19 protein-coding genes are annotated in these 17,758 nt (G+C 66.7%); 15 read left to right on the top strand and 4 right to left on the bottom strand.

All coding sequences use genetic code 11. From position 1 onward, the window contains the following. The first annotated feature begins 18 nt into the window (after positions 1-18). From phnD to FIU89_RS16690, 4 genes are all read left to right on the top strand, one after another. Positions 19-924 carry a phosphonate ABC transporter substrate-binding protein gene (gene phnD, locus FIU89_RS16705; RefSeq protein WP_152493636.1) on the top strand — a complete coding sequence of 302 codons (906 nt, stop codon included), beginning with the start codon at positions 19-21 and terminating at the stop codon, positions 922-924. A 68-nt stretch (positions 925-992) separates the two neighbouring features. Continuing rightward, positions 993-1,880: a phosphonate ABC transporter, permease protein PhnE gene (phnE, locus tag FIU89_RS16700; RefSeq protein ID WP_152493635.1), complete on the top strand. Its 888-nt coding sequence runs from the start codon at positions 993-995 to the stop codon at positions 1,878-1,880. Positions 1,881-1,903: 23 nt separating this feature from the next. Then, on the top strand, positions 1,904-3,211 hold the full coding sequence (gene phnE, locus FIU89_RS16695) for a phosphonate ABC transporter, permease protein PhnE (RefSeq protein WP_254701712.1): 1,308 nt from the start codon (positions 1,904-1,906) through the stop codon (positions 3,209-3,211). Between the two features lie 6 nt (positions 3,212-3,217). Then, on the top strand, positions 3,218-3,835 hold the full coding sequence (locus tag FIU89_RS16690; protein ID WP_152493634.1) for a chloramphenicol acetyltransferase: 618 nt from the start codon (positions 3,218-3,220) through the stop codon (positions 3,833-3,835). A 238-nt stretch (positions 3,836-4,073) separates the two neighbouring features. Here FIU89_RS16690 and FIU89_RS16685 read toward each other — a convergent pair whose 3' ends face one another. Then, on the bottom strand, positions 4,074-5,255 hold the full coding sequence (locus FIU89_RS16685; protein WP_152493633.1) for an alpha-D-ribose 1-methylphosphonate 5-triphosphate diphosphatase: 1,182 nt from the start codon (positions 5,253-5,255) through the stop codon (positions 4,074-4,076). A 64-nt stretch (positions 5,256-5,319) separates the two neighbouring features. Beyond that, positions 5,320-6,093: a phosphonate metabolism transcriptional regulator PhnF gene (gene phnF / locus FIU89_RS16680; protein ID WP_152493632.1), complete on the bottom strand. Its 774-nt coding sequence runs from the start codon at positions 6,091-6,093 to the stop codon at positions 5,320-5,322. Between the two features lie 102 nt (positions 6,094-6,195). Between phnF and phnG the strand changes: the two genes are divergently transcribed. From phnG to phnN, 9 genes are all read left to right on the top strand, one after another. Then, positions 6,196-6,639 (top strand): phosphonate C-P lyase system protein PhnG, encoded by a 444-nt coding sequence (gene phnG / locus FIU89_RS16675; RefSeq protein WP_152493631.1) that lies wholly within the window; start codon positions 6,196-6,198, stop codon positions 6,637-6,639. Beyond that, complete coding sequence (gene phnH / locus FIU89_RS16670; protein WP_152493630.1) at positions 6,639-7,205, top strand: phosphonate C-P lyase system protein PhnH; 567 nt, start codon at positions 6,639-6,641, stop codon at positions 7,203-7,205. Before phnG ends, phnH begins: the two co-directional genes overlap by 1 nt. A gap of 3 nt (positions 7,206-7,208) precedes the next feature. Then, complete coding sequence (locus FIU89_RS16665) at positions 7,209-8,297, top strand: carbon-phosphorus lyase complex subunit PhnI (protein ID WP_152493629.1); 1,089 nt, start codon at positions 7,209-7,211, stop codon at positions 8,295-8,297. Beyond that, positions 8,294-8,713 carry a FosX/FosE/FosI family fosfomycin resistance hydrolase gene (fosX, locus tag FIU89_RS16660; protein ID WP_152493628.1) on the top strand — a complete coding sequence of 140 codons (420 nt, stop codon included), beginning with the start codon at positions 8,294-8,296 and terminating at the stop codon, positions 8,711-8,713. The genes FIU89_RS16665 and fosX overlap by 4 nt, the downstream gene beginning before the upstream one ends. Continuing rightward, entirely contained in the window at positions 8,710-9,300 is a 591-nt protein-coding gene (locus tag FIU89_RS16655; RefSeq protein ID WP_152493627.1) for an HAD family phosphatase, read from the top strand. Before fosX ends, FIU89_RS16655 begins: the two co-directional genes overlap by 4 nt. Beyond that, positions 9,297-10,166, top strand: coding sequence for an alpha-D-ribose 1-methylphosphonate 5-phosphate C-P-lyase PhnJ (locus tag FIU89_RS16650; RefSeq protein ID WP_152493626.1), 870 nt, complete (start codon positions 9,297-9,299; stop codon positions 10,164-10,166). The genes FIU89_RS16655 and FIU89_RS16650 overlap by 4 nt, the downstream gene beginning before the upstream one ends. 79 nt (positions 10,167-10,245) lie before the next feature. Continuing rightward, positions 10,246-11,016: a phosphonate C-P lyase system protein PhnK gene (gene phnK / locus FIU89_RS16645; protein ID WP_152493625.1), complete on the top strand. Its 771-nt coding sequence runs from the start codon at positions 10,246-10,248 to the stop codon at positions 11,014-11,016. Positions 11,017-11,059: 43 nt separating this feature from the next. Beyond that, positions 11,060-11,740 carry a phosphonate C-P lyase system protein PhnL gene (gene phnL / locus FIU89_RS16640; RefSeq protein WP_152493624.1) on the top strand — a complete coding sequence of 227 codons (681 nt, stop codon included), beginning with the start codon at positions 11,060-11,062 and terminating at the stop codon, positions 11,738-11,740. Continuing rightward, the gene (gene phnN / locus FIU89_RS16635) at positions 11,740-12,306 is read left to right on the top strand and encodes a phosphonate metabolism protein/1,5-bisphosphokinase (PRPP-forming) PhnN (RefSeq protein WP_152493623.1); all 567 of its coding nucleotides are present in this window, start codon (positions 11,740-11,742) and stop codon (positions 12,304-12,306) included. The genes phnL and phnN overlap by 1 nt, the downstream gene beginning before the upstream one ends. Here phnN and FIU89_RS16630 read toward each other — a convergent pair. After that, a complete protein-coding gene (locus FIU89_RS16630; protein WP_152493622.1) occupies positions 12,282-12,965 on the bottom strand; it encodes a DUF1045 domain-containing protein in 684 nt (227 codons plus the stop codon). The two genes, phnN and FIU89_RS16630, sit on opposite strands and share 25 nt — an antisense overlap. Before the next feature lie 47 nt (positions 12,966-13,012). On the opposite strand from FIU89_RS16630, the gene FIU89_RS16625 reads away from it, so the two are divergent. After that, positions 13,013-14,155: an alpha-D-ribose 1-methylphosphonate 5-triphosphate diphosphatase gene (locus FIU89_RS16625; protein WP_152493621.1), complete on the top strand. Its 1,143-nt coding sequence runs from the start codon at positions 13,013-13,015 to the stop codon at positions 14,153-14,155. Positions 14,156-14,940: 785 nt separating this feature from the next. On the opposite strand, the gene FIU89_RS16620 is transcribed toward FIU89_RS16625, so the two are convergent. Beyond that, entirely contained in the window at positions 14,941-16,629 is a 1,689-nt protein-coding gene (locus FIU89_RS16620; protein ID WP_152493620.1) for an acyl-CoA dehydrogenase family protein, read from the bottom strand. A 198-nt stretch (positions 16,630-16,827) separates the two neighbouring features. Between FIU89_RS16620 and FIU89_RS16615 the strand changes: the two genes are divergently transcribed. Then, the gene (locus FIU89_RS16615; protein ID WP_152493619.1) at positions 16,828-17,601 is read left to right on the top strand and encodes a sulfite exporter TauE/SafE family protein; all 774 of its coding nucleotides are present in this window, start codon (positions 16,828-16,830) and stop codon (positions 17,599-17,601) included. Positions 17,602-17,758: the final 157 nt, after the last annotated feature.

The raw sequence follows: 17,758 nt of genomic DNA, 5'->3' as shown, positions 1-17,758 counted from the left end.
CCTGACTGGAGGACCAAGATGAAGAAACTGATCGCTGCCCTTGCGGCCACCACTGCCATGACCGCACCTGTCATGGCCCAGGAAATCGAAGAGTTCCGCATCGGTATCCTGGGGGGCGAGAACGCCCAGGACCGTCTGAGCTCGCACGAGTGCCTGAAGAACTACACCGAAGAAGCGCTGGGCGTGGAAACCAAGCTGTTCGCGCCCGCCGACTATGCCGGTGTGATCCAGGGTCTGGTTGGCGGCACGCTGGACATGGCGTGGCTGGGCGCGTCGGGCTATGCCGCGACGTACCTGCAAGACCCCGAGGCGGTCGAGCCGGTGCTGGTCAAGATCAACCTCGACGGGTCGTACGGCTATCACTCGATCGGGTTTGCCCGCAAGGACAGCGGCATCACGTCGCTCGACGATATGGAAGGCAAGGTCTTCGGCTTTGGTGATCCGAACTCGACCAGTGGCTACCTGATCCCGTCGATCGAGATCCCGCAGGCGGGGGAAGAGATCACCATGGAGTCGGGTGATTACTTTGGCGAGGTGAAGTTCACCGGCGGCCACGAGCAGACCATCGTGGCGGTCAACAATGGCGACATCGACGCCGGCGTGACCTGGGCCGACGGCCAGGGCAACTGGGAAGACGGCTATAACTCGGGCGCGCTGCGCAAGGCCGTGGATGCGGGCCTGGTCGACATGAACGACCTGGTGGAAATCTGGAAGTCGAACCCGATCCCGGAAGGCCCGATCGTGCTGCGCAAGTCGCTGCCCGCGGACGTGAAAGAGACGATGGTGGCGCTGGTCGACGGCATGTACGAGACCGACAAGGACTGCACCTACTCGATCTCGGCCGGCGAAAGCCTGGGCTTCGATCCGATCACGCACGACGCGTATCTGTCGATCATCGAGGCGCGCAAGTCCGCGTCGCAATAAGCGCGTGACAGCATAGGTGGCGGGCCCCATGACCGGGCCCGCCATTTGCATATTTCCCGAGAGGCTTCATGGCAGATGTGACCCAATCCGGCGGCGCGCCGCGGCTGAGCGACATGCAGGCGACCTACATGGCGCAGGTGTCGAAGCGGCGGCTTTATTCGGGGATCACGCTGCTGGTCTTCATCCTGCTGATGGTGTCGGGATTCCGGCTGGCGGAGGAACGCAATGGCGGCTCCTTCATTGGTGGGCTGGACAATTTCTTTGACTATCCCGGCGAGGTGGTGGCCGAAGCGGTGGAGAAGGCGGGCGAGTTGCCTGCACATTTCGTGACATTCTTTCCCGCGCTTCTGGAGACGGTGAACATCGCGGCGGTCAGCACGCTGGTGGGTGCGCTGGCGGCGGTCGTGCTGTCGCTGTTGTCAACGCGGGGGCTGGCGCGGTTTCCCCGGCTGGTGCCGGTGTTCCGGCGGATCATGGACATCACTCGCGCGGTGCCCGAGATCGTGATCGCGCTCATTCTGATTTTCGTACTGGGAGGCGGGCCGGTGCCGGCGATGATCGCCATTGCGTTTCACACGTCGGGGGCGCTGGGCAAGCTGTTCTCGGAAGTGAACGAGAACGCGTCGCTGAAGCCTTTGGAGGGGTTGGAATCTGTGGGCGCCACGTGGAGCCAGCGGATGATGCTGGGGGTGGTGCCGCAGGTGGCGCCGAACTGGCTGAGCTATGCGCTGATGCGGTTCGAGATCAATATCCGCGCGTCGGCGATCCTGGGCTTTGTCGGCGCGGGCGGCCTTGGGTACGAGCTGAAGAACGCGATCAGCTGGGGGCAGGGGCGCTATGACGAGGCGGCGGCGATGTTCCTGATGCTGTTCGCCACGATCATTCTGTTCGACCAGCTGTCGAGCCACTTCCGGGACCGGCTGGTGCACGGACGCAAGGTGGAGTTGCACCGATGAGCGCGACGTCGATGAATACCAAGATGACCGATACTGACGCGCTGATGGCGCAGACGGCCACGCTGTTTCAGCGCAAGCGGATGGTGGCGTTTGGCGTGCCGGCGCTCATCCTGGCCTATTTCGTCTATGTCTTTTTCGCCTTCGACGTGCCGGGTCTGATGCAGAGGGCGAGTGCCGAGAATGCCCGGGCGCTAGTGGCGGATACCTATAGCTATAAGGTGCACGTGACGCGCGATAACAGCGACGCCAGCGTGGGCGTGGCCATCGAGGGCGAGCGCAAGGGCGAGTATCCCGAGGGCGAGGCGCCTGAGTGGGTTGAGCTGGGGCGCGACACGGTGATCGACCTTGGGGATGGGCACGTGGTGGTCTTTGGCCCTGAGACGGTCACCTATGACGTGCCGGGCTATGGCGTGATCCGGGCGACGCCGAGCCGCAGCCAGGGCGTGGTGCAGGAGTTCCCGACGGGTGATCTGCCGGAGTGGATCAACAGTTCCAAGAACCGGCTGGCGATCACGACCGAGGCGGGTCGCCTGTCGGTCACGCGCAACCGGTCTGAGGTGTTTCGCTATTTCACCGGCTGGGAGCTGTTTTTCTTCACGCTGGACAGTCCCTATCACGGGATGAGCGTGGGGCAGGTGTTGGGCCGGGCGCTGGATGGCGAGGCGGGCGAGATCTGGGAGGATTTCTGGCACAACGAGATGTGGCGGCATTCGGACGTGATGTGGGCCATTTTCGAGACGATCCTGATGGCGTTCCTGGGAACCATGGGCGCGGCCATCGTGGCGCTGCCCATCGCGTTCATGGCGGCCAAGAACTTTGCCCCGCTGAAGACGGTGCGGTTCGGGTTCCGGCGCTTGTTCGACTTCCTGCGCGGGGTCGATGCGCTGATCTGGACGATCGTTCTGACGCGGGCCTTCGGGTTGGGGCCGTTGACGGGCGCGCTGGCGATCTTGCTGACGGACACGGGGTCTTTCGGGAAGCTGTTTTCCGAGGCGCTGGAGAACGTGGACGACAAGCAGATCGAAGGCGTGCAGTCGACGGGGGCGAAGCCGGTGCAGCGGTATCGGTTCGGTGTCATTCCGCAGGTGACGCCGGTGCTGCTGAGCCAAGTGCTGTATTACCTTGAAAGCAACACCCGGTCTGCCACGATCATCGGGGCGATCACCGGGGGCGGCATCGGGCTGCTGTTGACCCAGGCGATCATCACGCAAAAGGACTGGGAAGAGGTGACCTATTACATCGTTCTGGTCGTGCTGATGGTGATCTTCATGGATTGGGTGTCGGGAATGTTGCGGCGGCGGCTGATCCAGTCGGACGATGCGGGGCATTAGGGCATAATGCCGAAGCTGAGTGCCGATGCGCCGCTGATCCATCCCGAGTGCGAGATTTCCGGGAGTTCCTTTGGCGCCTATTGCGAGGTGGGGCGGGGGAGCCGCGTGGCTCAGTCGGTGTTCGGGGATTATTCCTATTGCGACCGGATGTGCGACATCGCCAATGCCGACGTGGGCAGGTTTTCCAACATCGCGAGTTTCGTGCGGGTGGGGGCCTCGGATCATCCGCTGGACCGAACGAGTCTGCATCATTTCATGTATCGCTCGGCCAGTTACTGGGACGATGCGGAGGATGATGCCGACTGGTTCGGCAAGCGCCGGGCGCGGCGGGCGGTGATCGGGCATGACACGTGGCTGGGGCACAATGCGCAGGTGAAGCCGGAGGTTACCGTGGGCCACGGGGCCGTGGTGGCCTCGGGCGCGGTTGTGACGCGGGACGTGGCCCCCTACACCATCGTGGCGGGCGTGCCGGCAAAGCCCGTGCGCGCGCGGCTGGCGCCCGAGGTTGCGGAGCGGGTGATGGCGCTGGGCTGGTGGGATTGGGACCATGATCGGCTGCGGGCGGCGCTGGAGGATTTCCGGGGCCTGCCGGCGGAGGGATTCCTGGAGAAATACGAGGGTTGAGCGGCGTGGAGGGTTGGAACCCCACCCTACGGAGCGTGGCGCGTGTGATGCTCGGGTCGCGCCCGAGGATGACGTTCACGGGACGGCGCGGGGTGTCCCGACCCAAATTGGGCGGCCCGAAGGCCGCCCGGATTGGTCATGAAAATAAGCTTGGCATGTTCAGGGACAAGTGAACGCCGCCTGTATGGCCGAGTCGTGCAACAGGGATGTGTCGGCAGGATAAAATCTGGGTAACAGCCTATTCGGCGGCCATTGCAAGCTCGGTGCCCGCGCCGAAGAAGCGGGTGGCGGCCTCGCCCGTCAGGTGGGTGATGCGGCCGGCGCAGATCGTGGCCTCGATCTGGCGGGTGGCTTCGTTGACCACCACGAGGTCGGCGCGGCGGCCATAGTCGATCACGCCGCGGTCGGGCAGGCGCATGATGCGCGCGGGGGTGCTGCTGATCAGCGCCCAGGCGGAGGGCAGGGTGCGCAGGCCCTTGTCCACGAGCGCAAAGGCCGCGCGGGCCAGAGATGGGTAGTGGTAGTCGGAGACGAGCGCGTCGCAATGGCCGGCCTCGATCAGGTCCTCGGCGGCGGCATTGCCGGCCTGCGAGCCGCCGCGCACCACGTTGGGCGCGCCCATCAGCACCGGGTCGCCTACGGCGGTGGCCAGCCGCGCGGCGGCGCGGGTGACGGGGAATTCGCAGATCTTGGCGCCGATCATGGAATAGGTCTCGCGGGTTTCGGCGTCGGGGTCGTCATGGCTGCCGTAGAGCACACCGCGGCGGTCGAAGCCTTCGGCCAGGCGGCAGAGGAAGCGGGGCACGAAGGTGGCGTTCTTCTTGGCGGCACGCAGGGCGGCAAGGTGTTCTTGCGGCGTGCGGTGGGCCTCTTCGGCCCAGCGGGCAAGCGTGACGGGCCGGGCCCGGGCGGCGTCGAGCGCGTCGTCGAGGTGGTTGTTGAAGACGACGTAGTCGATGTCATGCGCATCGACCAGGGCCAGCAGGCGGTCGGCGGAATCGGTGAGATGCGTCTCGCAGCGGATCTGGAGGCGCAGGTCGGTCAGCAGCCGGGGGCGGGCGGTGGCGAGCGCCGTGGCCAGTGCCTCGGCCTGGTCGGGGGCGCGGCGGCCGCCTTCCCAGGACCAGCTTTGGGCCAGCCACGCGGTGGTGATGCCGTTGGAGGCGGCGTCGCGGTCGGTGGCGGCGAGGGCGTCGGCCAGCGGGAAGGGCGCGGAGGGGCGGGGCGCGATGTGGCGCTCGAACGCATCGCCGTGCAGGTCGATGATGCCGGGCAGGACGAGATAGCCGGTAAGGTCGACTGCGGGCAGGGGGCCCTTGCCGATCACGCCCTGCCGGACGACGACCGAGCGGCGTTGCAGCTCGCCGTCGCGCAGGACGCGCGCGCCCGTCAGGCGCATGTCACAGGGTTTCGGGGCCATCGTACTGCTCTCGCTCGTTTCTCGCTAAGGTAGCGTGGGTTTGTATCGTCGGAGTGACAAAGCGTTAATTCTGCGTGTCTTTTTCCGGTTCATTTTCGGGCAGCACGTCGCCCAAGGTCAGCGTGACCTGGTCGCCCGAGAACCAGGTGCGGCCGTATTCCAGCGGCTGGCCCTCCGGGTCGACGTTGAGCGAGACGGTGCGCAGGACCGGCGCGCCTTCGCGGATGTGCAGGTGGCCGGCCTGGGTGGGGCTGGCCAGACGGGCGGCCACGCGGGTCCAGGCGCGGGTGTAGTCCGGGATGCCGATGGCGCGCAGGCTGTCGGTGATGGAATTGTGCCGGCGCAGGGCGTCGGGCAGGCCGGGCAGGCGGGCGGCCGGAAAGACCGAGCGGAAGAGCGCCAGCGGCTGGTCGTCGGCCAGCGACAGCCCGTCGTAGGAGTGCACGAGGTCGCCGGGGGCGAGGGCCAGTGCCTCGGCCTCGGTCGCGTCGGCTGCGCGGGTCTCGATCAGGTGGGCGCGGCGGGATGGCAGCCGCCCGGCGGCGCGGAGGTTGGTCTGGAACCGCACGCGCGTCCCCAGGGGATAGTCGGTGGGTTTCTGCGCCACGAAGACACCCGCGCCGCGGCGGGGAAAGACGGTTCCGGCCTCGGCCATGTCCGCCAGCGCGCGACGCACGGTGTGGCGGTTGACGCCGAAGCGGCGGGCCAGTTCCGCCTCGGTCGGCAGCTTGTCGCCGGGGGCGTAGCGGCCCGCCGCGATGTCGTCGGTGAGCGTGTCACGGATGGATTTCCAGACCGGGGTGCGTGTGGCGGTACGTGGCGCGGTTCTGGGCGGCATGTCATGAAACCTTCACGGGGCGGGGGCTTGGCGACTCGGATGCGATGCGCTATAGATTTGTCTAGTTGTATAGTAACATAGACAACTTCGCAAGGTGTCTAGATGACCGAAACTATCGAGAGACAGGCGTGGATGAGCACGCTGGCCAAGGCCCCCGCCGCCGATCTGGCGCGGCTGTGGGGCGGGCTGGGGCTGGCCCCCGCGCACGAGATGCTGCGCGCGCCGGAGGTGGGCGCGGTGATGGTGCGGGGGCGCACCGGGGCCACGGGCGCGCCGTTCAACCTCGGTGAAATGACGGTGACGCGCTGTTCGTTGCGGCTGGGCTGTGGGGCCGTTGGGCATGGATACGTGCAGGGGCGCGACAAGACCCATGCCAAGACCGCCGCGCTGATCGATGCGCTGATGCAGACCGATGAGGCCGACCGGGTGCGCGCGGGCGTCGTGACGCCTTTGACCGAGGCGCTGGCGGCGGCGAAGGCGAAGCGGCGGGCCAAGGCGGCGGCAACGAGGGTGGAGTTCTTCACGATGCAGCGGGGAGAGGATTGATGCACACTGAGGCACTGACAGGCGGGTTCGGGGATGCGCCGGTGGACGCGGCGAGGGCCTTTCGCGGGGCGATGAACGCGATGGCGCGGCCCGGGCGGATCGAGGACCTGGCCGGGGCGGTGCCGCCTGCGCCGCTGTCGGTGGCGGCGGGGGTGCTGGTGTTGACGCTGTGCGATGCGGAGACGCCTGTGTACCTGGCAGGCGATCACGATGCGCCGGCCGTGCGGGAGTGGATCACGTTCCACACCGGCGCGCCGTTTGCCGGGCCGGAAGCGGCGATGTTCGCGCTTGGGTCGTGGGAGGCATTGCGGCCGCTGGAGGCCTATCCGGTGGGCACGCCGGAGTACCCGGACCGGTCGACGACTCTGATCGTCGAGGTGCCGGAACTGGTGGCCGACGGGGCGGTGTTGAGTGGGCCGGGCATCAGGGAGACGGCGCGGTTGAGCCTGCCGGAGGTGGCGGCGTTCCAGCGCAATGCGTCGGCATTTCCGCTGGGGCTGGATTTCTTTTTCACCTGTGGCGACCGCGTGGCGGCATTGCCGCGCACCACGCAAGTGGAGGGCTGAGCCATGTATGTTGCGGTGAAGGGCGGCGAGCGGGCGATTGAAAATGCCCATGCGTGGCTTGCCGAGGAGCGGCGCGGCGACACGTCCGTGGCGGAGCTGTCGGTGGCGCAGATCCGTGAGCAGTTGAGCCTGGCCGTGAACCGGGTCATGGCGGAAGGCTCGCTCTACGATCCGGACCTCGCCGCGCTGGCGATCAAGCAGGCGCGGGGGGACCTGATCGAGGCGATTTTCCTCATTCGGGCCTATCGCACGACGCTGCCACGGTTCGGCGCGTCCGCGCCGGTGGAAACGGGCGAGATGATGTGTGACCGCCGGATCTCGGCCACGTTCAAGGATGCACCGGGGGGGCAGGTTCTGGGCCCGACCTTCGATTACACGCACCGCCTGCTGGATTTCAAACTGGCCGCCGAGGGCGCGGTGCCGGAGGCGCCGGAGGGCGAGGCCGAGGACGGGCCGGTGCCGCATATCACCGGGTTTCTGAACCGCGAGGGGCTGATCCAGACCGAGGATGAGAGTCACGCCACGCCGCCCGACCTGACACGCGAGCCGATGGAGTTGCCGGCGGGCCGGGCGCTGCGGCTGCAATCGCTGACGCGCGGCGACGAGGGGTTCGTGCTGGGCATGGCCTATTCGACGCAGCGGGGATACGCGCGCAACCACGCCTTCGTGGGCGAGCTGCGCATCGGCACGGTGGAAGTCGAGATGGACATCCCCGAGCTGGGCTTTGCCATTGATATCGGCGAGATCACCCTGACGGAATGCGAGACGGTGAACCAGTTCAAGGGATCCAAGACCGAGCCGCCGCAGTTCACGCGGGGCTATGGGCTGGTCTTTGGGCAGACCGAGCGCAAGGCGATTTCCATGGCGCTGGTGGACCGGGCGCTGCGCTGGAAGGAGCTGGGCGAGGACGACCAGGGCGCGCCGGCACAGGACGAGGAATTCGTGCTGATGCATGCCGATAACATCCAGGCGACCGGGTTCCTGGAGCATATCAAGCTGCCGCATTACGTGGATTTCCAGAGCGAGCTGGAACTGGTGCGGAAACTGCGGCGCGCGGCGGACGGCCAGCCGGCGCGCGAGGCGGCGGAATGAGCGCCGGGCTGTCGCATATCACCTTCGTCTGCGCCGACCTGGACCGGATGCAGCGCGTTCTGGAAGAGGTGCTGGAGGCGCGCTGTGTCTATGCCAGCGGGTCCGAGCAGTTTTCACTATCCGAGGAGCGGTTTTTCATGGTGGGCGACGTTTGGGTGGCGATCATGAAAGGCGCGGCGCTGGCGGAGCGGACCTATAATCACGTCGCGTTCAAGGTGGACGAGGCCGGTTTCGAGGCGCGCGTGGCGCGGATCGAGGCGCTGGGGCTGGAGATGCGCCCACCCCGGTCCCGGGTCGAGGGAGAGGGGCGGTCGGTGTATTTTCATTCGCCGGATGGGCATTTGCTGGAGTTGCACACCGGCACGCTGGAGGAACGGCTGGGGCGGTATGCGCGCGGACGCGAGGGCGTGGCGTGAATATCGTCTTCGATATCGGCAACGTGTTGATCGCGTGGGATCCGCATGCGGCGTTTCGGCATGCGTTTGACAGCGATGCGGAAATCGACGCGTTCCTGATGGATGCGGATTTCTATGCCTGGAACCTGGAGCAGGATCGCGGGCGCAGCCGCAAAGAGGCCGTGGCGGCGGTGCCGGAGGCCCATGTGGCGTTGATGGACGGGTATTTCGAGCGGTTCCACCTGACCATTCAGGACAAGATCTGTGAGACGTGGTCGCTGATGGAGCGGCTGCGCAGCAAGGGGCACGGGATCTATGGCCTGACGAATTTTGCCGCCGATACCTGGCCCGTGGCCCTGAGGGTGCATCCGCAGTTGGGCGAGGCGTTTGAGGACGTGGTCGTGTCGGGGCGTGAAGGCACGGTCAAGCCGGAGCGCGAGATCTATGACCTCTTGTGCCGGCGCAACAAGCTGAGCCCGAGCGACTGCCTGTTGGTCGACGACAGTGACGCGAATGCGGACGGTGCGGGCAAGGCGGGCTGGCAGGCGCATCATTTCACCTCTCCCGACGCGCTGCGCCGGGACCTGACGGAGCGGGGGCTGCTGTGAACGAGTACAATTTCGCCTATCTGGACGAGCAGACCAAGCGGATGATCCGGCGGGCCATCCTGAAAGGGCTTGCCATTCCCGGCTACCAGGTGCCGTTCGCGTCGCGCGAGATGCCGATGCCCTATGGCTGGGGCACGGGCGGCGTGCAGGTGAGTGCGGCCACGCTGGTGCCCGAGGACCGGATGAAGGTGATCGACCAGGGCGCAGACGACACCACGAACGCGGTGTCGATCCGCAAGTTTTTCGAGCGCACGGCGGGTGTGGAGACGACCGAGGAGACCGGCCGCGCGACGCTGATCCAGACCCGGCACCGGATACCGGAAGAGCCGCTGACCGAGGACCAGATCCTGGTCTACCAGGTGCCGATCCCCGAGCCGCTTCGGTTTCTGGAGCCGCGCGAGACCGAGACGCGCAAGATGCACGCCCTGGAAGAATACGGGCTGATGCATGTGAAGCTTTATGAGGACATCAGCCAGCACGGGGCGATCGCCACCTCCTATGCCTATCCGGTGAAGGTGGAGGGGCGCTACGTGATGGACCCGTCACCGATTCCGAAGTTCGACAACCCGAAGATGGAGATGGCGGCCATTCAGTTGTTCGGTGCGGGGCGGGAACAGCGGATCTATGCGCTGCCGCCCTGGTGCGAGGTGGTGAGCCTCGATTTCGAGGATCATCCGTTCGAGCCAAGCAAGGCGGAGCATGAATGTGACCTGTGTGGGGCCGTCGAGAGTTACCTCGACGAGGTGATCGTGGACGATGCGGGCGGGCGAATGTTCGTCTGTTCGGACACGGATTACTGCCGGGGGCGCCGGGCCGCGGGGCATGTGGGGGCGCAGGGCGTGCCCTATGAGGAGGGTGCGGCGTGAGACACGAGGCGCGCAAAATTTTATGGAAAAATTTTGGAGCGGATTTTTCGAAAAATCCGCGTGCGGGAGGGCTGGTGTGATGACTCCATTGTTGCAGGTGCGCGATGTGGCGAAGTTCTATGGCCCCCGGGTGGGGTGCCGGGACGTGTCCTTCGATCTTTTTCCGGGCGAAGTGATGGGGATCGTCGGGGAGAGTGGATCGGGTAAATCCACGCTTCTTGGCTGCCTCGCCGGTCATCTGGCTCCTGATGCCGGCGAGGTGATTTTCGACACGGCCGTGGACGGGCCGCGCGATACGCTGAAAATGTCGGAGCCGGAGCGGCGGATGCTGGGGCGCACCGATTGGGCGTTCGTGCATCAGCACGCGCGGGACGGGTTGCGCATGGGGGTGAGTGCGGGCGGCAATGTGGGCGAGCGGCTGATGGCCGTGGGCGCGCGCCATTACGGGGAGATCCGCAGCAGCGCGGTGGATTGGCTGGGCCGGGTGGAGATTGCCGAGGACCGGGTGGATGACCGGCCCACGGCCTTTTCAGGCGGGATGCAGCAGCGCTTGCAGATCGCGCGGAACCTGGTGACCGGGCCGCGGCTGGTGTTCATGGACGAGCCCACGGGGGGCTTGGATGTCAGCGTGCAGGCGCGGCTGTTGGATCTTTTGCGCGGGCTGGTGCGGGAGATGGGGTTGAGTGCGATCATCGTGACGCATGACCTGGCGGTGGTGCGTCTGCTGGCGGATCGGCTGATGGTGATGAAGGACGGGCATGTCGTCGAGACCGGGCTGACCGACCAGGTGCTGGACGATCCGCAGCATGGCTATACGCAGTTGCTGGTTTCCAGCGTGTTGCAGGTTTGAGGCGGCGGGATTTGAGTATTTTTGGCAGGAAAAAGGCCGGGTCATGATCGAGATCGAGAACGTGTCGAAGAACTTCGTGCTGCACAACCAAGGCGGCGCGGTGATTCCGGTGATGGCGGCGGCGTCGCTGTCCGTCGGGGCGGGGGAATGCGTGGCGCTGACCGGGGCCTCGGGCGCGGGCAAGTCGACGCTGATGCGGATGATCTACGGCAATTACCTGGCCGCCTCGGGGCGGATCGTGGTGGCGGGCGTGGATGTGGCCCGCGCCGCCCCGCGAGAGATCCTGGCGCTCAGGCGCGAGACGCTGGGCTATGTCAGCCAGTTCTTGCGGGTGGTGCCGCGCGTGCCGACGCGCGAGGTGGTGGCCGAGCCGCTGCTTGCCGTGGGCGTGGAGAAGGGTGTTGCCGTGGCGCGGGCCGAGGAGCTGTTGCGGCGGCTGAACATCCCCGAGGGGTTGTGGGGGTTGAGCCCGACGACCTTTTCGGGGGGCGAGCAGCAGCGGGTGAATATCGCGCGGGGGTTCGCGCATGGCTATCCGGCGATGTTGCTGGACGAGCCGACGGCGAGTCTGGATGCGGATAACCGCGAGACGGTCTTGCGCCTGATCGAGGAGGCCAAGGGGCGGGGCGCGGCCATCGTGGGGATTTTCCATGACGAGGCGGCGCGGGCAAGGGTCTGCGACCGGGAAATCGACGTGTCGGTCTTTACCCCGAAGGCGGCGTAATGTGCGCGCTGGTCCATGGCGGGCGGCTCATTGGCGTTGTCGGGCCGTCGGGCGTGGGCAAGGACAGCGTGATGCAGGTGCTGGCGGAGCGGCACGCGTGCGTGCGGCTGGTGCGGCGGGTGATCACGCGCGACGCGGATGCGGGCGGTGAGGATTTCGAGGCGGTCGGCGAGGACGTGTTCGCGGCGCGGGTGCGGTCCGGGGCGTTCGCCTTGCACTGGCGGGCGCACGGGTTGAGATACGGCGTGCCGGTGGCAGTGAATGAGGACCTGGCGGCGGGGCACCTGTGCCTGGTGAACCTGTCGCGGTCGGTGTTGCGCGAGGCGCAGGCGATGTATCCCGGCTTTGCCGTGGTGCACCTGACGGCGCCGGTGCCGGTGCTGGCGGACCGGCTGGCGGCACGCGGGCGCGAAAGTGCCGAGGTGATCGCGGCGCGGCTGTCGCGGGCGGGGTTTGCCTTGCCGGAGGGGATGGGCCAAGTGATCCGGGTGGAGAATACCGGCACCTTGGAGGAGGCGGCAGAGGCGGTCTGGGCGCAGCTTCAGCCCGAAAGGGTGGCGCGATGAACGAGATGGAAACGGCCCTCGGCATCCTCGCCGCAGAGGCTGAGCGTGTCGAGAGTGAAAGGCTGTGGGACAAGCGGGGTGACCACGGGATCGAGAGCCGCGCGAAGTTGGCCTGCCTGCGCCTTGGGCAGTTTGCCCGAGAGGGTGTAGTGGCAGCGGAACTGGTCCATCACGTAAGGATAACCCCATTGCAGCAGGAGCGCGTCCTGTTCGGGCGTGAGGCCGGACGCGCGGCGGCGGGCGAGGTCGGCGTCGGTGAGGGGGGCGCGGAACGCATCGAGGTCGCGGACGGTGTCGGCGGCGAGGGCGTTCAGGGCGTGGGTGTCGCCAGTCGGCACGAGGGCCAGGAAGCGGCCGAGCTGCGCCAGTTCCAGCCCGTCGAGCGTAATCGGTGCGGCAAGATCGCAATGGGTGGTGAACGCGGTCAAAAGGTCGATTTCAGTCCAGCCGTCGGCCAGCCGGAAGGGCGGCTTGACGGTGGCGTGAAAGCCGTATTTGCGGGGGGTGCCGGTGATGTCGTCCCACGGGGCCGGAAGGCCGTCGATGTCGGGCGGGGTGGTCGGTTGGCCACTTTCCAAGTCCCAGCCGAGCCAATCGGCGCCGAACCGGCCCAGGGCGCCCTGCGGTGTGTGGTAGACAGCGTAGCGTTGGAATGCCATGTGCCCGGGTCTGCCCCTGTTTCAACTTCAAGACAAGTGATGGTTCCATGACAGAGACGTTTTGCCTTGCCAATGCGCAAGTGATCCTGCGCGACCGGGTGATGACCGGGGCCGTGCATGTGGAGGAGGGTGCGATCGCCGGGATCGAGGAGGGCGACGCGGTGCCCGCCGGGGCGGTGGACTGCGGGGCCGGTTTCGTGGCGCCGGGGCTGATCGAGCTGCATACCGACAACCTGGAGCGGCATATCCAGCCGCGGCCCAAGGTGGACTGGCCGCACAATGCCGCCATCCTGGCGCATGACGCGGAACTGGCGAGCACCGGGATCACCACGGTGTTCGACGCGATGCGGGTGGGGTCGATCCCCACGGGGCGGGGGCGGTACAAGGCTTATGCGCGGGGACTGGCGCGCGAGCTTTGGGCGCTGCGCGAGGAGGATGCGTTGAAGATCAGTCACTTCCTGCACTTGCGGGCGGAGGTGTGTTCGGAAACTCTGGAGGAGGAGATGGCGGAGTTCGGCCCGGAAGACCGTGTCGGCATCGTCAGCCTGATGGACCACACGCCGGGGCAGAGGCAGTTCCGGGATATCACCAAGCTGGCGGATTACATGAAGGGCAAGCACGCGCTGTCGGATGCGGAATTCGAAGAGCATGTCGCGCAATTGAAGGCGCTGCGCGATGCCAATGGCGACCGGCACGAGGCGGCGGCGGTGCGGGAGGCGGCGCGCTATGGCGCGGTGCTGGCGAGCCATGACGATACGACGGCGGAGCAGGTCGAAGTGTCGAAAGGGTATGGCGTGGCGATGGCGGAGTTTCCGACCACGGTGGAGGCGGCGGAGGCCAGCCACGCGCGGGATATCGCGGTGATCATGGGGGCGCCGAACCTCATCCGGGGCGGGTCGCACTCGGGCAACGTGGCGGCGGGCGAGTTGGCCCGCGCGGGGCTTCTCGATATCCTGTCGTCGGATTACGTGCCCTCGGCCCTGCTGCTGGCGGCGGTCAAGCTGGGACAGGACTGGGATGACATGGCGCGGGGGCTGGCGACGGTGACGGCGGCGCCGGCGACGGCCGTGGGGTTGCAGGACCGGGGCGAGATCGCGGTCGGCAAGCGGGCGGACCTGATCCGGTTCGACCTGCGCGGCGGCGTGCCGGCCTTGCGGGCAGTGTGGAGCCGGGGAAACCGGGTGGCGTGATCCGGGCCGTTGGCCGCGTGCCGGGTTTCGGCCATCAAAGGTGGGTTTTGTTAAGCAAAGGTGGGTCTCACCCACTCTACGCGAGCGGGCAATGCGCATGTGGCGGCAGCGTTGCCACCGTGAGATGATGTCCGCGGTGGCCCTGCGACATGGGCAAGGATTGCGGGACTGCTGCGATCCCGGGGCCTCTGACGCGGGCCGATGCCTTTGGCGGGATCGGCGATCTGGCCGGATCATGACGGGGCAAGGGGGCCGGGCGGAAGGCTGGCCGACAGGGTGTGGGGCGCGCCCCGGATCATCGCGCGATTGTCGCGGTTCTACCATCTGTAGGTGGGGGACCTGAATGTGCCCGGCACGCCTGCGGATGTGGAGCCGGGGAGGCCGGGCTTTCGTCTGCGCGGCGGGGGCGCGGGGTTGCAACAGGTGCAGGTGGCTTGCGCGGGCTGACGACGCCGCGATTTTCCGGACCGGCGGCTGGAGAAAATTCGTACGAATTTTCTTGGGGGATTTTCTTCGTACGAAGAAAATGGGGTTGAACTGGAGACGGACGATTTGATCCCGTGAGGGGCGTGAGTTGGGGGACCGGCCTGAGCGTTGCGTCGGCGGGTGTGCCAGGCATGGCAAGGGCGTTTGGGTGAAACGGGTGGGGGGCGGCGCGGCGTGGGTTTTCACCCACCCTACGCAGGCTTGCGCGGGTGTCGGTCGAGGAGCCGTCTTGCAATCACCTGTGCCTGGATCTCGCGTGCCGGCGAGGCAGACCGTCCACCGGACGGTCTGCGAAAACATCAGCCGAGCAATCTTCGTGCAATCACCTGTGCTTGAATCTCGCCGGCACCCTCGAAGATGTTGAGGATGCGGGCGTCGCAGAGCACGCGGCTGACGGGGTACTCCAGCGCGAAGCCGTTGCCGCCGTGGATCTGAAGCGCGTTGTCGGCGGCGGCCCAGGCGACGCGGGCGCCCAAGAGCTTGGCCATGCCGGCCTCGACATCGCAGCGGTGGCCCTCGTCCTTCTCAAAGGCCGAATAGTACGTCAGCTGGCGGGCGACCATGATTTCCACGGCCATCATCGCCAGCTTGTTGGCGACGCGGGGAAATTCGATCAGCTCCTTGCCGAACTGCTTGCGGTCCTGGGCGTATTGCATCCCGAGGTCGAGCGCGTTCTGCGCCACGCCGATGGCGCGCGCGGCGGTCTGGATGCGGGCGCTCTCGAAGGTCTCCATCAGTTGCTTGAAGCCCTTGCCCTCTTCGCCGCCCAGAAGGTTTTCGCCCTTCACCTTGAAGTCGTCGAAATTGACCGTGTATTCCTTCATGCCGCGATAGCCCAGCACCTCGATCTCGCCGCCCGAGATGCCGGAGTCCTTGAACGGCTCTTCATCCGTGCCGGGGGTCTTTTCGGCCAGGAACATCGACAGGCCCTTGTAATCGTCGGTGCCCTGTACGCTGCGGGCCAGTACGGTCATCACGTGGGTCCGGGCGGCGTGGGTGATCCAGGTCTTGTTGCCGTTGAGGATCCAGTCGCCGTTGTCGTCCTGTTTCGCGCGGGTCTTGAGCGATCCGAGGTCCGAGCCGGTGTTGGGTTCGGTGAAGACGGCCGTGGGCAGGATCTCGCCCGAGGCGAGGCCGGGGAGCCACTTTTCCTTCTGCTCGGGCGTGCCGCCGGCGATGATCAGTTCGGCGGCGATTTCCGAGCGGGTGCCCAGCGAGCCGACGCCGATATAGCCGCGGCTGAGTTCCTCGGAGACGACGCACATCGACGCTTTCGACAGGCCAAGGCCGCCGAAGTCCTCGGGGATGGTCAGGCCGAAGACGCCCATTTCCGCGAGTTCCTCGATGATCTCCATCGGGATCAGTTCGTCCTTGAGGTGCCATTCATGCGCCTCGGGCAGGATCTTGTCGACGGCGTAGCGGCGGAACTGCTCCCGGATCATCTCGAGCTCTTCGTCGAGGCCGGTGGCGCCGACGGTGATCTCGGCGGCGCGTTCCCGCATCAGTTCGACAAGGCGGATGCGGGCGGCCTGGGTGTTGCCGGACTGCGTGAGCGTCTGGACCTCGGGGGTCATCAGCACGCGCATGTCATCCTGGGAAAGGCCGATGTCCTGAAGGCGCAGAAATTCGCCCTGGTTCATCGGGATGCCGCCGTAGATCTGCCAAAGGTACTCGCCGAAGGCGATCTGGTGAATGAGTTGCTCGACCTCGCCAAATTTTCCCTCGTCCTGCAGGCGGGTCGCCCAGCCCTGCATCTGGCGCAGGGATTCGACGTAGGTGGCGAGCCAGGCGAGGCCGTGGCTGGCGGTCTGGTGTTGTTCCACGGCGCGGGAAGACACGCGGCCCTCGACCGTGACGAGGTCGCGCAGGGCGTCCCTGGCGTTGTCGAGGATCTGTTCGGCCGGGGCCACGGCCTTGCCGGTCAGCTCCAGCAGGTCCTTCAGGAGGATCTCGGTCGAAAGGTCAACGTCCTGTCCGTCATGCGCCATGGGGTAGCTCCTTCGGTTTTCGCCGCACCGGCATAGCCATTTCGCAGGTGCAGCGCAACTATTATGCTCATGCGGCGTGCAATTTGGTCGAATATTGCGCTGTCGTGTCGCGGGGTGCGGTGGGTCCGCATGGATTTCCGGCAGTCATGGCGGTGATTTAGGCCGTGCGCGCCCTGGGAAAAGTGGTACGAGAGGCGCATGGATGCGTTGCTCGGCCCTGACTGGTTGATGGTGATGGCGTTCGCCTGGGGCGTGGCCGTGCTGGGCGGACTGGTCAAGGGCGTGGTGGGATTCGCCATGCCGATGGTGGTGATCTCGGGGCTGAGCACGGTGATGCCGCCCGAGGTGGCGCTGGCGGGGCTGATCCTGCCGACATTGGCCTCGAACGGCTGGCAGGCGCTGCGGCAGGGAGTCCGTGCGGCCTGGGGGTCCCTGACGCGGTTCCGGGTGTTCCTGCTGGCCGGGATGACGGTAATGCTGATTTCGGCACAGCTTGTGAGGGCGATCCCGGAGGCGGTGATGCTGCTGCTGATCGGGGTGCCGATCATCATCTACGCGGGCTTTGCGCTGGCCGGGCGGCCCTTGCGGCTGCCGCCCAACCCCGGCCGCCGCGTGGAAGCGGGGATCGGTGCGGTGGCCGGGTTCTTCGGCGGGATCTCGGGCGTGTGGGGGCCGCCGACCGTGGCGATGCTGACCGCGCTGGACACCGAGAAGACCGAGCAGATGCGCGTACAGGGCGTGATCTACGGCATGGGGGCGGTGTTGCTGACCGGAGCGCATACCGTCTCGGGCGTGCTGAACCGCGCCACGCTGCCGCTGTCGCTGTCGCTGATCGTGCCGGCGCTGATTGGCCTCGGGATCGGCTTCATGCTGCAGGACCGGATCGACCAGCGCCTGTTCCGGCGGCTGACGCTGGCGGTGCTGGTCATCGCGGGCCTGAACCTTGTGCGGCGCGGGATCATGAGCTTCTAGAAAGGTGGTGCGGCTGCGCCGCGCCGGATGTCTCGTCGCCCGCCCTCCGGGCGGCTCCTCGGGCGCGGGAGCCCCGGTGCGACGGGCTGACCCGGCGATGCACCTCCTGGCAGGTGGGGGCCTCCGGCGAAGATATCTTGCGGCCAGGGGAAGGTGT

This window comes from Roseovarius sp. THAF27, assembly GCF_009363655.1.
GTDB lineage: Bacteria > Pseudomonadota > Alphaproteobacteria > Rhodobacterales > Rhodobacteraceae > Roseovarius.
This window is presented reverse-complemented; position numbering and strand designations above follow the sequence as displayed.

What these genes read in the sequence shown, in the direction of transcription:
- phnD (WP_152493636.1), top strand. Translation starts at nt 19, where the DNA reads ATGAAGAAACTGATCGCTGCCCTTGCGGCCACCACTGCCATGACCGCA.
- phnE (WP_152493635.1), top strand. Translation starts at nt 993, where the DNA reads ATGGCAGATGTGACCCAATCCGGCGGCGCGCCGCGGCTGAGCGACATG.
- phnE (WP_254701712.1), top strand. Translation starts at nt 1,904, where the DNA reads ATGACCGATACTGACGCGCTGATGGCGCAGACGGCCACGCTGTTTCAG.
- FIU89_RS16690 (WP_152493634.1), top strand. Translation starts at nt 3,218, where the DNA reads ATGCCGAAGCTGAGTGCCGATGCGCCGCTGATCCATCCCGAGTGCGAG.
- FIU89_RS16685 (WP_152493633.1), bottom strand. Translation starts at nt 5,255, where the DNA reads ATGGCCCCGAAACCCTGTGACATGCGCCTGACGGGCGCGCGCGTCCTG.
- phnF (WP_152493632.1), bottom strand. Translation starts at nt 6,093, where the DNA reads ATGCCGCCCAGAACCGCGCCACGTACCGCCACACGCACCCCGGTCTGG.
- phnG (WP_152493631.1), top strand. Translation starts at nt 6,196, where the DNA reads ATGACCGAAACTATCGAGAGACAGGCGTGGATGAGCACGCTGGCCAAG.
- phnH (WP_152493630.1), top strand. Translation starts at nt 6,639, where the DNA reads ATGCACACTGAGGCACTGACAGGCGGGTTCGGGGATGCGCCGGTGGAC.
- FIU89_RS16665 (WP_152493629.1), top strand. Translation starts at nt 7,209, where the DNA reads ATGTATGTTGCGGTGAAGGGCGGCGAGCGGGCGATTGAAAATGCCCAT.
- fosX (WP_152493628.1), top strand. Translation starts at nt 8,294, where the DNA reads ATGAGCGCCGGGCTGTCGCATATCACCTTCGTCTGCGCCGACCTGGAC.
- phnK (WP_152493625.1), top strand. Translation starts at nt 10,246, where the DNA reads ATGACTCCATTGTTGCAGGTGCGCGATGTGGCGAAGTTCTATGGCCCC.
- phnL (WP_152493624.1), top strand. Translation starts at nt 11,060, where the DNA reads ATGATCGAGATCGAGAACGTGTCGAAGAACTTCGTGCTGCACAACCAA.
- phnN (WP_152493623.1), top strand. Translation starts at nt 11,740, where the DNA reads ATGTGCGCGCTGGTCCATGGCGGGCGGCTCATTGGCGTTGTCGGGCCG.
- FIU89_RS16630 (WP_152493622.1), bottom strand. Translation starts at nt 12,965, where the DNA reads ATGGCATTCCAACGCTACGCTGTCTACCACACACCGCAGGGCGCCCTG.
- FIU89_RS16625 (WP_152493621.1), top strand. Translation starts at nt 13,013, where the DNA reads ATGACAGAGACGTTTTGCCTTGCCAATGCGCAAGTGATCCTGCGCGAC.
- FIU89_RS16620 (WP_152493620.1), bottom strand. Translation starts at nt 16,629, where the DNA reads ATGGCGCATGACGGACAGGACGTTGACCTTTCGACCGAGATCCTCCTG.
- FIU89_RS16615 (WP_152493619.1), top strand. Translation starts at nt 16,828, where the DNA reads ATGGATGCGTTGCTCGGCCCTGACTGGTTGATGGTGATGGCGTTCGCC.